The 14179-nt window shown below is 69.9% G+C and carries 14 protein-coding genes and 1 pseudogene; 4 read left to right on the top strand and 11 right to left on the bottom strand.

The genetic code is table 11. The annotated features are described in order from the left end of the window. Positions 1–104: 104 nt before the first annotated feature. A complete protein-coding gene (locus REH65_RS27490; protein WP_281453650.1) occupies positions 105–299 on the bottom strand; it encodes a ubiquitin-like protein Pup in 195 nt (64 codons plus the stop codon). Between the two features lie 164 nt (positions 300–463). Beyond that, positions 464–1963, bottom strand: coding sequence for a depupylase/deamidase Dop (gene dop / locus REH65_RS27485; RefSeq protein ID WP_406689699.1), 1500 nt, complete (start codon positions 1961–1963; stop codon positions 464–466). 94 nt (positions 1964–2057) lie between these two features. Here dop and REH65_RS27480 point away from each other — a divergent pair, with 94 nt between their 5' ends. After that, the gene (locus REH65_RS27480; RefSeq protein WP_406689698.1) at positions 2058–2567 is read left to right on the top strand and encodes an NUDIX hydrolase; all 510 of its coding nucleotides are present in this window, start codon (positions 2058–2060) and stop codon (positions 2565–2567) included. A 189-nt stretch (positions 2568–2756) separates the two neighbouring features. Here the strand turns inward: REH65_RS27480 and REH65_RS27475 are convergent, their stop codons facing one another. Both REH65_RS27475 and arc read right to left on the bottom strand, forming a co-directional pair. Continuing rightward, a complete protein-coding gene (locus REH65_RS27475) occupies positions 2757–3707 on the bottom strand; it encodes an aldo/keto reductase (RefSeq protein ID WP_406689697.1) in 951 nt (316 codons plus the stop codon). Positions 3708–3802: 95 nt separating this feature from the next. After that, positions 3803–5593: a proteasome ATPase gene (gene arc / locus REH65_RS27470; protein WP_281453654.1), complete on the bottom strand. Its 1791-nt coding sequence runs from the start codon at positions 5591–5593 to the stop codon at positions 3803–3805. 523 nt (positions 5594–6116) lie between these two features. Between arc and REH65_RS27465 the strand changes: the two genes are divergently transcribed. Together REH65_RS27465 and REH65_RS27460 are read left to right on the top strand one after the other, a co-directional pair. Next, positions 6117–6824, top strand: coding sequence for a hypothetical protein (locus REH65_RS27465; RefSeq protein ID WP_406689696.1), 708 nt, complete (start codon positions 6117–6119; stop codon positions 6822–6824). A 49-nt stretch (positions 6825–6873) separates the two neighbouring features. After that, on the top strand, positions 6874–7578 hold the full coding sequence (locus REH65_RS27460; protein WP_406689695.1) for a hypothetical protein: 705 nt from the start codon (positions 6874–6876) through the stop codon (positions 7576–7578). Between the two features lie 176 nt (positions 7579–7754). On the opposite strand, the gene REH65_RS27455 is transcribed toward REH65_RS27460, so the two are convergent. Beyond that, positions 7755–8642, bottom strand: coding sequence for a tRNA (adenine-N1)-methyltransferase (locus REH65_RS27455; RefSeq protein ID WP_406689694.1), 888 nt, complete (start codon positions 8640–8642; stop codon positions 7755–7757). Positions 8643–8682: 40 nt separating this feature from the next. Further along, entirely contained in the window at positions 8683–9822 is a 1140-nt protein-coding gene (locus tag REH65_RS27450; RefSeq protein ID WP_406689693.1) for a site-2 protease family protein, read from the bottom strand. A 112-nt stretch (positions 9823–9934) separates the two neighbouring features. Here REH65_RS27450 and REH65_RS27445 point away from each other — a divergent pair, with 112 nt between their 5' ends. Continuing rightward, complete coding sequence (locus tag REH65_RS27445) at positions 9935–10822, top strand: RecB family exonuclease (RefSeq protein WP_406689692.1); 888 nt, start codon at positions 9935–9937, stop codon at positions 10820–10822. 42 nt (positions 10823–10864) lie between these two features. On the opposite strand, the gene REH65_RS27440 is transcribed toward REH65_RS27445, so the two are convergent. The 5 genes and pseudogenes from REH65_RS27440 to REH65_RS27420 all read right to left on the bottom strand — a co-directional run. Then, positions 10865–11710: a VOC family protein gene (locus REH65_RS27440; RefSeq protein WP_406689691.1), complete on the bottom strand. Its 846-nt coding sequence runs from the start codon at positions 11708–11710 to the stop codon at positions 10865–10867. A gap of 244 nt (positions 11711–11954) precedes the next feature. Then, positions 11955–12803: an ATP phosphoribosyltransferase gene (gene hisG, locus REH65_RS27435; RefSeq protein ID WP_406689690.1), complete on the bottom strand. Its 849-nt coding sequence runs from the start codon at positions 12801–12803 to the stop codon at positions 11955–11957. 112 nt (positions 12804–12915) lie between these two features. Then, positions 12916–13179 (bottom strand): phosphoribosyl-ATP diphosphatase, encoded by a 264-nt coding sequence (locus REH65_RS27430; protein ID WP_281453662.1) that lies wholly within the window; start codon positions 13177–13179, stop codon positions 12916–12918. Between the two features lie 74 nt (positions 13180–13253). Continuing rightward, positions 13254–13805, bottom strand: a complete 552-nt coding sequence (locus tag REH65_RS27425; protein ID WP_406689689.1) for a hypothetical protein — start codon at positions 13803–13805, stop codon at positions 13254–13256. Positions 13806–13903: 98 nt separating this feature from the next. Further along, a pseudogene (locus REH65_RS27420) lies at positions 13904–14173 on the bottom strand (homoserine dehydrogenase); the annotation flags it as partial. Positions 14174–14179 lie beyond the last annotated feature (6 nt).

Genomic DNA, 14179 nt, shown 5'->3' with positions numbered 1-14179 from the left:
AGTCATGATCGAATGCGCAGCGAAGGGCACCGGGCCGGTGTTTCTCCGGCCCGGTGACCGGTTCTCGCTTCGATCACCGCGCGGGCGCACCGGCGGCAGCGGGCTTACTCCCCGCCCTTCTGCACGTAGGCGCGCACGAAGTCCTCGGCGTTCTCCTCCAGGACGTCGTCGATCTCGTCCAGGATGGCGTCGACGTCCTCGCCGAGCTTTTCGCGACGTTCCTGACCGGCGGCCTCCGGTCCGTTCTCTTCCTCGCCGTCGTCGCCGCCGCCCGTCCGCTGAGCCTTCTCCTGAGACATCTCGCCTCCCGGTGGGTTGAAGTCCCGAACACCCCCGGAATCGGGGACGTCCTGCTGTGAACACTACCTATCCGACCACTCGTTCGCCCACGCCCAGCCGGGCGTCTTTGACGATCTTTCCCGCTACCTGACGTGCGCGAAACGTGCTCGTCGCCGGCGGCGCGTCACCCCTTCGTCAGCGAGTCGACCAGCTCCTCGGCGCTGTTGCTGGCCTCCAGCAGGGCGCCGACGTGGGCCTTGGTTCCCCGCAGCGGTTCCAACGTCGGGATGCGCACCAGCGATTCCCGGCCGAGGTCGAAGATGACCGAGTCCCAGGACGCGGCCGCGACCTCCGCCGGGTAGCGCTCCAGGCAGCGACCCCGGAAGTAGGCGCGGGTGTCCTCCGGTGGCGCGGACACCGCTTCCTGGACCTCCTCCTCGCTGACCAGGCGCTTCATCGAACCACGGGTGACCAGCCGGTTGTAGAGCCCTTTGTCCAGGCGCACGTCGGAGTACTGCAGGTCGATCATGTGCAGCCGCGGCGAGGCCCAGCCGAGGCCGTCGCGGCTGCGGTAGCTCTCCATCAGCCGCAGCTTGGCCGGCCAGTCCAACCGATCGGAGCAGGACATCGGGTCGGTGGCGAGCATGTCGAGCACCTCGCCCCAGGTGTTGAGCACGTCCCGGGAGGCCCGCTCGGCGCCGTTGGCGTCGAGGAACTCCGCGGCCCGCTCGTGGTAGGCGCGCTGCAGGTCCAGACCGGTGAACCGGCGGCCGTCGGCGAGCTCCACGGACTGCTTGAGGCTCGGGTCGTGGCTGATCAGGTGCACCGCCTGCACCGGGTCGGCCAGCTTGAGGTCGTCGAAGCGCAACCCGTGCTCGATCATGTCGAGCACCAGGGCGGTGGTGCCGACCTTGAGGTAGGTGGAGGTCTCCGCGAGGTTGGCGTCGCCGATGATGACGTGCAGCCGCCGGTACTTGTCGGCGTCGGCGTGCGGTTCGTCGCGGGTGTTGATGATGCCGCGCTTGAGCGTGGTCTCCAGACCGACCTCGACCTCGATGTAGTCCGAGCGCTGGGACAGCTGGAAACCGGCCTTCTCCCCGGCCTGGCCGAGCCCGACCCGGCCGGACCCGCACATCACCTGCCGGGAGGCGAAGAACGGCGTCAGACCGCCGATCACCGAGGTGAACGGGGTGTTGCGGGCCATCAGGTAGTTCTCGTGGGTGCCGTAGCTGGCGCCCTTGCCGTCGACGTTGTTCTTGTACAGCTGGATCGGGGCGGTGCCGGGCACGCTGGCGGCGCGCATCGCCGCCTCCTCCATGACGCGCTCGCCCGCCTTGTCCCAGATGACCGCGTCGCGCGGGTTGGTCACCTCGGGCGCGGAGTACTCGGGGTGGGCGTGGTCGACGTAGAGCCGGGCGCCGTTGGTGAGGATGACGTTGGCCGCCCCGAGGTCGTCGCCGTCCGAGCCGGTGGGCTGCTGCGCCGCCGAGCTCAGGTCGAAGCCGCGCGCATCGCGCAGGGGCGACTCGACCTCGTAGTCCCAGCGGGCGCGTCTGGCCCGCGGGATCTCGGCCGCCGCCGCGTAAGCCAGCACGATGTGGGTGGAGGTCAGCACCGGGTTGGCGCTGGAGTCGCCCGGTACGACGATGCCGTACTCCACCTCGGTTCCCATGATCCGCCGCATACCTCGCAGAGTACGGGGTGGGACCGATTTCTCAAGAAAACGGCGGCGTCCGCCGAGGGCGAACCCGCCTCGGCGGGATGACACCATCGCTGACGTGAACTCGGGCGAGGAGCAGGTGGCGCTGTACGACGCGGCCGGGCGTGTCGTGGGTGCGGCGACGAGGCGCGAGATGCGCGAGAGGGGCCTGTGGCACGCGGCGACGGCCGTGCTGCTGCGCTCCGGCGACGGCGAGCGGGTCTACGTGCACCGCCGCACCGACACCAAGGACGTCTACCCCGGTCTGCACGACTGCACGGCGGGCGGCGTGGTGGCCGCCGGCGAGGACCCGTTCGACGGGGCCCGCCGCGAGCTCGCCGAGGAGCTGGGCGTGGACGCCGAACCGGAGTTCCTGTTCCGCGAGGTCTTCGAGCAGGGCACCGTCCGCTACCACGGTTTCGTCTTCCAGGCCCGCTGGGACGGGCCCGTGGTGCACCAGCCGGAGGAGGTCGCCGAGGGCTGGTGGATGCCCCTCGCCGAGCTCCGCGAACGCCTCGACGACCCGAACTGGCCCGTCGTCCCCGACGGCCGCGCGTTCGCCCTCCGCTGGCTGCGGGACCTCGGCTGAGACCTCCCGTTCGTGGGGGAAGTTTTCATGAAAACTTTCCCGTCCTTCCAAACGCGGGTCGGGACAGTTTTCATGAAAACTTCCCAATCCCCCAACGTGAAGGACCAGGTCATCCCACCACAGGGTCTTCCGTCACCTCTCGAGTGGTGGGGGAAGTTTTCATGAAAACTTCCCCCACCCTCACCACGGTCAGTGCCAGGGCATTTCGGAGCGTTCGCCCCAGTAGGTGGCGGCGTCGCGGGCAAGGGAGGCGAGGGTGCCGAGCTCCTGGTCGGTGAGTTCGACGTTCAGGGCGTCCAGGTTGGTCTCCAGCTGCTCGACGCTGGCCGGGCCGAGCAGGACCACGTCCGCCCAGGGCTGGGCCAGCGCGTGGGCGATGGCGATGGCGTCCGGCCCCACGCCGTGGCCGCGGGCGATGGCGGCGAACTCCTCCGGCGGGTCCAGCGCGAGCCTGCCGTTGGCCATCGTCTCCTTCAGCAGCACCCGCCAGCCGCCGGTGTGCACCTCGTTGAGGACGCGCCCGACGGACGGCTCGGTGGTGTTCCAGGTCGACTGCACGGCGCTGAACAGCTGGCTGCCGCCGATCTCCAGCTCCCAGGCCCGCTCGATGCTCTCGGCCTGCGCGGCGCCGCTGGTGGAGAATCCGAGCCGCACACCGGCGTCGCGGATGCGGGCCAGCTCGTGCTGCAGCTCCAGGTCCTCGAACAGCGGGCTGGAACCGGTCAGCGAGTGCACCTGGTAGAGGTCGATGCGGTCGCCGAGCAGCGTGCGGGTCTCGGCCCACTGGCTGCGCAGCCGCTCCAGCGAGTGCTCCTTGACCTCGTGCACCTCGGTCTCGATGCGCCACTGCGCGACGTAGGCGTAGCCCCACTTGCTGAAGACCGTGACGTCGGCGTGGCCGCGCTCCCCCAGCCAGTCGGCCAGGAACTGCTCGGCGCTGCCGTAGGAGCGGGCGGTGTCGACCCAGCGGATGCCGCGGGCGTAGGCGGCGTCCAGGACGGCGCGGGTGCGCTCCTTCATCGCCTGGGCGGTGCGCTGCTGCGGCAGGGCTTCGGTGCGGCCGACGTTGATGTAGGCCGGTCTGCCCAGCGCGGCGAGCCCGAGTCCCAGTCGCTGCACGGGGTTCTGCGCGGGGATCATGCCCTGAAAACTATCCCGTCGGGCTTGGGCCCGCACGAGCTCGGGGCCGCCATCCCGGAAGGAGGGATGGCGGCCCCGGTGCTCGACTCGTCGACCTACAGGTACTGGCCCGTGTTGGTGGCCGTGTCGATCGCCCGGCCGGATTCCTGGTTCTTCCCGCTGACCAGGGTGCGGATGTAGACGATCCGCTCGCCCTTCTTGCCGGAGATGCGGGCCCAGTCGTCCGGGTTGGTGGTGTTGGGCAGGTCCTCGTTCTCGGCGAACTCGTCGATGATCGCGTCCTGCAGGTGCTGGACCCGCAGGCCGGGCTGGTTGGTCTCCAGCACCGACTTGATCGCCGCCTTCTTGGCCCTGTCCACGATGTTCTGGATCATCGCGCCGGAGTTGAAGTCCTTGAAGTACAGGACCTCCTTGTCCCCGTTGGCGTAGGTGACCTCCAGGAACCGGTTCTCGTCGGTCTCGGCGTACATCCGCTCCACCGTGGCCTGGATCATCGCGTCCAGGCACGCGGCGTTGTCCCCGCCGAACTCCTTGAGGTCCTCCTCGTGGATCGGGAGTTCCTCGGTGAGGTACTTGGAGAAGATGTCCTTGGCCGATTCGGCGTCCGGACGCTCGATCTTGATCTTCACGTCCAGCCGGCCGGGCCGCAGGATCGCCGGGTCGATCATGTCCTCGCGGTTGGAGGCACCGATGACGATGACGTTCTCCAGGCCCTCCACACCGTCGATCTCGCTCAGCAGCTGCGGGACGATGGTGGTCTCCACGTCGGAGGACACACCGCTGCCGCGGGTCCGGAAGATCGAGTCCATCTCGTCGAAGAACACGATCACCGGCGTGCCCTCGGAGGCCTTCTCCCGAGCGCGCTGGAAGATCATCCGGATGTGGCGTTCGGTCTCGCCGACGAACTTGTTGAGCAGCTCGGGGCCCTTGATGTTCAGGAAGTAGGACTTGGCCTGACCATCGTCGTCACCCCGCGCCGCGGCCACCTTCTTGGCCAGGGAGTTCGCCACCGCCTTGGCGATGAGCGTCTTCCCGCAGCCGGGTGGCCCGTAGAGCAGGACGCCCTTGGGCGGGCGCAACTGGTACTGCACGTAGAGGTCGGAGTGCAGGAACGGCAGCTCCACGGCGTCGCGGATCTGCTCGATCTGCCCGGCGAGGCCACCGATGTCGCGGTAGCCGACGTCCGGCACCTCTTCGAGGGTGAGGTCCTCGACCTCGGCCTTGGGCACGGTGTCGTAGGCGTAGCCGGCCTTGCTGTCGACCAGCAGGGAGTCGCCGGCCTTCAGCCCGGAATCGGCCAGCGGCTCGGTCAGCCACACGACGCGTTCCTCGTCCGTGTGCCCCATGACCAGGGCCCGCGGGCTCTCGCCATCGGCGTAGGACAGGATCTCCCGGAAGGTGCACACCTCACCGGTCTGTTCGAACGCACCCGCCTCGACCACGGTGAGGGCCTCGTTGAGGCGCACCGATTGGCCCAGCCTCAGGTCCCCGGTCTCGACGTTCGGCGACACCGCCACCCGCATCTTGCGACCGGAGGTGAATACGTCGACCGTGCTGTCCTCGTAGGCGTGCAGGAACACGCCGTACCCGCTCGGGGGCTGGGCGAGACGGTCGACCTCCTCGCGCAGCGCCGTCAGCTGGCCCCGCGCTTCCTTCAGGGTCTCGGTGAGTTTGGCGTTCCGTTCGGTGAGCTGGCTCACTCTCTCGGATGCCTCGGCCAGCCGCTTTTCCAGCAGACGCACCTGTTGAGGCGACTCGTTGAGCCTGCGGCGCAGCAGTGCGACCTCGTCTTCGAGAAGACGGATCTGGCTGCGGAGCTCCGCGGAGCCCGCACCCTGCTCGCCGTCGCCCTCCTCAGGCCGGCTGCCGGGACGGTCGTGCTGCATATCGGCACCCTCCTCCCGTGCTCGTACCACCACGGTACCGGCGATCACCGACGACGGCGGCGTCGTGAGGTCCCGCCGGATCGCCCAGCGTGCCACAGAAATCGCGGAATACACACGGTCTAAAGAACTTCGTTCCCCGCGCGTCATGTCCTGGCTGGTCGGGCCGGATACCGTGAGTTGTCGATCATGGTCCGTTCGATACTCCCGGACAACAGCGCAAGACCCCGGGAGATTCCCCGTGACCACGGGTTTTTCCGCTGCGCCACAGCGGTCGTGCGCGCTCTGCGATCATCCGGGCTAACGACTCCGGCATCCGGGTGGCATTTTCGCTCGGAGCCGCGTCACTTCTCCCATCATTTGGAACAACTCGTCGGTCCCGGACATTCCGGCCCTCACCGGGAGGAATCGACGGAGGTTGTAATCCGGTTACTCCGCACTCGCGGGGCCCGCGACTCTGATCTACTTACCGCCGCCCGAGCACAACCCGGCGTCGACAGCCGCAAGAGCACTCCTGGGAGGAGTCATGACCTATCCGCCGCAGCAGCCTGGTCAGGGCGGGTGGGGAGAGCAACCCGCGGGGAACGGATTCCCCCAGCAGCCCGCAGGCCCCCAGCAACCGGCACCGCAGCAGCAGCCGAACTGGTACGGCAACCAGCACACCGGATGGGGCCCGGAGCAGCCCGCTCAGGGACAGCCCGCGCAGATGCACCCCGGTCAGCCGATGCCGATGCCGCAGCAGCCCGGCCAGCCGCTGCCCCCGCAGTGGGGCAGCGAGAACGGGCCCGGTTCGTGGTTGCGGGAGCCCGGGGGCTTCGGCGACGTCGAGCCGCCGGCCGAGCAGAAGTCGCGGCTGCCGCTGATCCTGTCGATCGTCGCGGCCGTGGTGGTGCTGGTCGGAGCCGGTATCGGCGTGCACTTCTGGCTCGGCAGCGGCCCCGGTGAGCCGCGCCCGGTCGCCCAGGAGGTCGTGGCGAAGGTCAACGCGGGCGACTTCGGCACCGTCGGCGCGCTGTTCTGCGAGACCAACAAGGCCCAGCTGGAGACGGCGATGAGCCAGCTCAGCCAGTGGAAGTTCGACGTCAGGCTCGGCGAGGTCACCACCAACGGCGACAAGGCCTCGGCGAAGCTCACCGGAACCTACGAAGCCGACGGCGCGTCACAACCGGTGGACCAGACGATGGGCCTCGTCGTCGAGAACGGCGAGTGGAAGATCTGCGACCTCGGCCAGTAACCGCGGCCGCATCAGGGGCACAACAGAAAACAATCCAGGGGGATCTCCAGTGACGTACCCACCGCAGCAGCCGCCCGGCCAGGGCGGATGGGGGCAGCAGCCCGGCGGCCAACAACCCGGCGGCCAGTTCCCGCCGAGCGGCGGTCAGCAGTACCCGCAGCAACCGGGCGGCCAGTTCCCGCCCAGCGGCGGCCAGCAGTACCCGCAGCAGCCCGGCTACCCGCCGCAGCAGCCGTACCCGAACCCGTACGGCGGCTACGGCCCGCAGCCGAAGAAGAAGTCACCGCTCCCCTGGATCCTCGGCGGAGTCGGCGGCCTCGTCGTCATCGTCGGCGTCGTCATCACGCTGGTCATCGTCCTCACCGGCGGCCCCGGCGACCCGCGCCCGGTCGCCCAGCAGGCCGTGGACATGATGAACAACAAGGACTTCGCCGGGATTCAAGGCCTGACCTGCGACAAGGCGAGCACCGAGGTGCAGGACATGGTCGACACGATGGAAGGCAAGGGGTCCCAGTTCGACCAGCTCGAGGACATGGGCATCCCGCCGTCCGAGATCCAGCGGATGGTCGACAGCATGGAGATCAAGTTCATGCTGGGCGATGTCGTGGACAACGGCGACAACACCGCCACCGCGCACTTCAACGGCACCATGTCGCTGCACATCGAGGTCATGGGCCAGCGCATGGACCAGGACGTGCCGATCAACGAGACCAACGACCTGGTCGTCGAGAACGGCGAGTGGAAGCTCTGCTAACACCCTGACCAGCCAAAACGGCCCGCCCCGGAACCCCCGGCGCGGGCCGTTTCCCGTCCCCGGGTCGAAAACCGCGGTTCTCGACCGGTCGAAAACCGCTGCATTCGTCGCGTGAAAACTGCGGTTTTCGTCGCGCGAAAACCGGGGTTTTCGACCGGGGGACAGCCGTTCGGGGGTCAGCCCTTGCTGGGGCGGCGTTGGACTCGGGGTGGGGTCACTCCGTCGGCGAGGCGGCGGGTGGTGAGGAGGAAGGCCGTGTGGGCGACCATGCGGTGTTCCGGGCGGACGGCCATGCCCACGACGTGCCAAGGGCGGAGGAGGGTTTCCCAGGCCTGGGGTTCGGTCCAGTTCTGCTGCTCGCGGATCGCCTCCGTGACCCGGGAGAGCTGGGTGGTGGTGGCGACGTAGACGATGAGGACGCCGCCGGGGTTGAGCTTCTCCTTGACCAGCTCCAGGACGTCCCACGGGGCCAGCATGTCGAGCACGATGCGGTCGACCGGCTCGCCGTCGTACTCCAGCAGGTCGCCCAGCCGCAGGTCCCAGTTCTCCGGGATCTCGCCGAAGAAGCGCTTGACGTTGCGCTCGGCGTGCTCGTGGTGGTCCTCGCGCACCTCGTAGGAGGTGACGCTGCCCTCAGGGCCGACCGCGCGCAGCAGCGAGCAGCTCAGCGCGCCGGAACCGGCACCGGCCTCCAGGACCTTCGCGCCCGGCCGGATGTCGCCCCACATGAGGATCTGCGCGGCGTCCTTGGGGTAGATGACCTGGGCGCCGCGCGGCATCGACAGCACGTAGTCGGCCAGCAGCGGGCGCAGCGCCAGGAACGAGGTGCCGCCCGCGGAGGTCACCACCGAGCCCTCGGGCCGCCCGATCAGGTCGTCGTGCGCGAGTGCGCCGCGGTGGGTGTGGTACTCGCCTCCCTTTTCCAGCACGACCGTGTACTTGCGCCCCTTGGGGTCGGTCAACTGGACCCGGTCGCCGGGCTGGAACTCACCGCTGACGGTGCTGCTCAACTGCTGCCTACCTTCTCCGCGCTCGCCTGCCGTGCTCGCCGCACGGCGGACCATCGTCGCAGATGGCGGGGGCTGCACCCCCGCCGGGCGCGGTTCAGCTCCGGTGTGACCGCAGCGCCGAGCGCAGGTCCTCCCGGCGGAGCACGCCGCTGGGCCGCCCCTCCTCGTCGATCACCAGGAACTGCCAGGCCAGGACGGTCTGGACGCGTTCGAGCACCTCGTCCGGCGGCTCGCTGTCGAGCAGGATCGTGTCCGGGTCGACGGGCTCGGCGGCGCGTTCAGCGGGCTCGTGCGGCGCGTGGGTGGCCAGGCGCTCGGCGGCGGTCTGATCGAGCAGGCCGACCGCGATGCCGTCCGCCCGCACCAGCACGACACCGCGCCCGGCGGCGGCCAGCAGGGCGTCGCCGACCGGGCTCTCGGCCGGCAGCTGCAGCACCGGGCGCACCAGGTCGGACAGCTCCAGCCCGCTGGGCCAGCCGCGGCGCTGCTCGGCCTGGTGCTCGGCGCTGGCACCGGCGACGACGAACCAGGCCATCAGCACGCACACGCCCAGCCGCAGCCACTGGTCGTCGGCGCCGCTGAACAACCCGATCAGCGCGTAGACCATCAGGGCGACGGCGACCACGCCCGCTCCGACGACTCCGGCGGTGGTGCCGGCGACGCGGCGCCCGGTGATCCGCCACAGCAGCGCGCGCAGCATCCGGCCGCCGTCCAGCGGCAGGCCCGGCAGCAGGTTGAACACGCCGACGGCGAGGTTGGCCACGCAGGTCTGGGCGACCAGCAGCCAGACCGCACCGCCGGGGGTCATCGCGTACCAGGCCAGTCCGGTCGCGCCCGCCAGCACCAGCGACACCGCGGGCCCGGCGGCGGCGATGAGACCTTCCTGCGCGGGTTTGGGCGGCGTGCGGGAGATCTCGGACAGGCCGCCGAGCAGGAACAACCGCACCCGCCGCACCGGCATCCCCATCCGCAGCGCGACGATGCAGTGCCCGAGCTCGTGCAGCAGCACCGATGCCGCCAGCAGCACGGTGAACACGGCTGCGAGCACGGCGGACTCCCACACCCCGGCCCCGGGCAGGATGCGGCCGACCAGCGGCGTGTAGAGCAGCACGATGAGCGCGGCGCCGATCCACCACGAGGTGGACAGCAGCACCGGCACCCCGGCCACCCGGCACAGCAGCAGCCCGCCGTCGTTGAGCTTGGGCCGGGCAGGTGTGGACGCGGTCGGCGGCATGGCCGAAGGGTAGTCCGTCGCGGGTGAGGGGGCTGTGATGCGGCGGGGTTCACGCGCCCGCCACCTGACGTGGGGTGATCGCTGTCGGTGGGCTTCGTTAGGGTCGAGGACCATGACGGAGATCGCGCAGCAGCCGGCCCAGCAGGACGAGACGACCCGCCGGCGTCCGGCGCTGTCGCCGTCGCGGGCCGGGGATTTCAAGCAGTGCCCGCTGCTGTACCGCTTCCGCGCGGTCGACCGCATCCCGGAGAAGCCCACGCGCGCCCAGATCAGGGGCACCGTCGTGCACTCGGTGCTGGAGCGGCTCTACGCGCTGCCGACCGAGCAGCGCGACCGGGACCGGGCCGGGGAGATGCTGAACCCGGCGTGGGAGGAGCTGCTCGCCGAGCAGCCGGAGCTGGGCGAGCTCTTCGAGGGCCCGGAGGATCCGGAGCTGGAGAAGTGGCTGTCGTCGGCGAGCGGCCTGCTCGACGCCTACTTCGAGATGGAGGATCCGCAGCGGCTGCAGCCGGAGGCGTGCGAGCTGCGGGTGGAGACCGAGCTGCCGTCGGGTGTGCTGCTGCGCGGGTTCATCGACCGGGTGGACGTGGCGCCGACCGGCGAGATCCGCTTGGTGGACTACAAGACCGGCAGGGCTCCCGGCGAGATCGGCGAGGCCAAGGCGATGTTCCAGATGAAGTTCTACGCCTTGGTGCTGTGGCGGTTGCGGGGCGAGATCCCGCGCCAGCTGCTGCTGATGTACTTGGCGAACAAGCAGAAGCTCGCCTACGCGCCCGACGAGGACGAGCTGCGCCGCTTCGAGCGAACGCTGGAGGCGATCTGGCAGGCGATCCTCAAGGCCGGGAAAACCGGGGATTTCCGGCCGAATCCGAGCAAGCTCTGCGACTACTGCGATCACAAGGCCCTGTGCCCGTCCTTCGGCGGCACTCCCCCGCCCTACCCGGGCTGGCCCGAGGACCCGGCCACCAACGAGGAGTCCATCCTGGACCGAACGGACTGACCTGGCACGTCGCGGACGACGTGCCAGGCGCCGCAGCGGTTCTTAATCCTCGTACGGGTCGTAGTTGGCCGCGGTTCCGTACTCGCCGGCCTGGGTCTGGTCGATGACGGCGAAGCGGGCTCCCGTCGGGTCTCGCAGCACCGCCATGCGGCCGATGCTGGAGTCGTAGGGGTCGACCCGGACCCGGCCGCCGTGGGCGATGGCGGTGCGCACCAGCTCGTCGGTACCGATCTCGGCGTCGACGCCGAGGTAGAGGAGCCAGTGCGGGTGGGTGGTTTCGGTGATGAAGTCGCGGATCATGCTGACCCGCGCCAGGACCGACTCGTCGCCGAGGTACCAGACCGAGTAGTCCGAGCGGTGCTCGGTGCCGAACTGCTCGTGCTCGTACCCGAAGAGCTCCTGGAAGAAGTGGTCGGCGGTCTGAGCCTTGATGGTGACCAGCTCGGCCCACATCAGGGTGCCGGGCAGCCCGACGTCGAACTGCCAGGACTCCTCCGGTTCCAGCAGCCCGAACTCGGCGTCGGAGGGGCCGTCGAGCACCGCTTTGCGGCCGATCTTCGGCACAGAGTTGATCGGCACGGTCTGCACCGCGCCGTGCTCCTCGGCCTCGGCGACCTTGGCGGCGCAGTCGTCGGTGGCGAGGTAGAGCCGCCACTGGGACTGGTCACCGGAGGCGGCGCGGAGGCTGGCCACCGGGAATCCCTCGCGGAGCGCGATGACGTGCTCCCCGGAGATCGGGTCGGAGTGGGTCTCGTACTCCCAGTCGAAGAGGTTCGCGTAGAACTCGCGGGCCTTGTCGAGGTTCGTGGTGATCAGCTCGATCCAGCAGGGCATGCCTGCGTAGAGCTGCCACTGCGGCGGCGTCTTCCCCGGAACCACAACTGCCATTGCTGCCACCCCCATCGGCGTCGTCCAAGATCGTCGCCGTCGAAACTACCCGCCCGGTACGACATCTCGACGGGCACCGGTCCTGCTCGTGTTCACCTCGCCCCAGCCTCCTCCGGGGAGGGCGAGGTGAACACGAACGGAGCGGCGGTTACGCCCGAATGGAGCAGCAGCGGACAGTTTTAGCCAGAATCACCCATGATCAACATCCGTTTTGTCCGGACAGTTATGGCTAAAACCGTCACCTCTAGAGGCGGCAGGCGCGGATGTCCGAGGACAGGATGGCCTTGGCCCCGACGGCCGCGAGGCGGTCCATGATCGCCGGGGCGTCCTTGCGGGAGACCATCGCGCGCACCGCGACCCAGCGCTCGTCGGCCAGCGGCGCCATCGTCGGCGACTCCAGGCCCGGGGTCATCTTCGTGGCCTCGTCGAGCAGGTCCTTCGGACAGTTGTAGTCCAGCATCACGTACTGCTGGGCGAACACGACGCCCTGCAGCCGCGCGATCAGCCGGCTCTTGGCCTGCTCCTGGTCGGAGTCGCGGCGCTCGATGACCACGGCCTCGGACCGGCAGATCGAGTCGCCGAAGGCCACCAGCCCGTGCTGGCGCAACGTCCGGCCGGAGCCGACGACGTCGGCGATCGCGTCGGCGACACCGAGCTGGATGGAGATCTCCACCGCCCCGTCGAGCCGGATGACCTCGGCCGTCACGCCGTAGCGCGCCAGGTCGTCGGAGACCAGTCGCGGGTAGGACGTGGCGATCCGCTTGCCCTGCAGGTCGGCCACGCTCCACTCGCCCGCCCCGGAAGGCGCGGCGTAGCGGAAGGTCGAGCCGCCGAAGCCCAGCGCCAGCCGCTCGTCGACCGGGGCGCCGGAGTCCAGCGCCAGGTCGCGGCCGGTCAAGCCCAGGTCGAGCTCGCCGGAACCGACGTAGATCGCGATGTCCTTGGGCCGCAGGAAGAAGAACTCGACCTCGTTGGCGTTGTCGATCACGGTCAGGTCCCGCTGCTCATGGCGCTGCCGGTACCCGGCTTCGGCGAGCATCTCAGAAGCGGGACCGGCAAGCGTGCCCTTGTTGGGCACAGCGACGCGCAGCATGGGAACTCCTTCTTGGACAGCACTCAACTTGACGAGCGGTGCAGGTAGCGGAACCTCGGACGCCCTCTCGGTCCGGGATCCCCTGCTCATGTACGCCGGCTCAGGAGATGATCTACAGGTAGCGGTAGACGTCCTCGGGGGACAGACCGCGACCCAGCATGATGACCTGCAGCCGGTAGAGCAGCTGCGAGATCTCCTCGGCGAGTTCCTCGTCGGACTCGTGCTCGGCGGCCAGCCAGACCTCACCGGCCTCCTCCAGGACCTTCTTGCCCTGGGCGTGCACACCGGCGTCGAGCGCGGCCACCGTGCCGGAGCCCTCTGGGCGGGTCCGGGCACGTTCCTGCAGCTCGGCGAACAACTCGTCGAAGGTCTTCACAGTCCTCGATCCTTGCATCCGTCCTGGGCGGGTTCACATCGGACCCGGCCGTTTGCGGGCTCGATCACGGCCGATCAGCGGAAGCCGGTGGTGGCCTCCAGGACCGCGCCGAGCGTGTCCTTGATCATCGCAAGCGCGGCGCCGCGCGGGCTGGAGCGCCCTCCCGAGACCGTGACCTGCCCGGCTTCGCCGCAGTCGTAGCGCACCGCCTTCTCCGGACCGCGCAGCGAGCCCAGCGGGGACCCCTCGGGCTCGGCCGACAGCACCACCCGCACCACGCCCGGCTCGTCCCGCCTCGCGCGCGCGACCTGGCGCAGCCGGTGACCTGCGGGAACGTCGGGGAGCTGGGCGATGGGTTCGGTCTCGGCGCGGGTCCGAGCCGGGTCCCAGCCCCACAGCAGGGCGCTGATCAGCCGGAGCTTCGTGGCCGCGTCACCACCGGAGAGGTCCTGGCTCGGGTCGGCCTCGGCGATACCGGCCCGCTGCGCCTCGGCGACGGCCTCCGCCAGGTCCGCGCCGTCGGCGACGCGGTCCAGGACGAAGGTGGCGGTGCCGTTGACGCAGCCGGCGACCTCGTCGACGTCGAAGCCGCGCAGCACCGAGCGCGCCAGGTCCCCGGCGGGCATCGCGGCACCGGTGGCACCGGAGACCCGCACCGACCGGCCCGCGCGCGCTCGGCCCCGGCCAGCTCCGTCCAGCGCGCGAGCAGGTGCGACTTGGTCGCGGTGACCACGTGCGCGCCCGCGTCCAGGGCCTGCAGCGCCTCGCGAGCCGCCCGGTCGTCGCCGTCGGAGGGAACCGCCTGGGCGAACACCGCAGCGCCGGTGCGCTCCAGCAGCTCCGGCAGGTCGCTCAGCGACCCCCACTCCCCCGACTCGCGCTGCCGGTCGCGGCCCCGCACGGCCACCACCCGCAGGTCGAAGCCGTGCCGGCGGCCGCGGTCGGCGACCAGCTCGGCGTAGGCGCGACCGACCGGCCCGTGCCCGGCCAGCACGATCGG

The organism is Saccharopolyspora sp. ID03-671, assembly GCF_045278815.1.
In the GTDB taxonomy this organism is placed as follows: domain Bacteria; phylum Actinomycetota; class Actinomycetes; order Mycobacteriales; family Pseudonocardiaceae; genus Saccharopolyspora; species Saccharopolyspora ipomoeae.
This window is presented reverse-complemented; position numbering and strand designations above follow the sequence as displayed.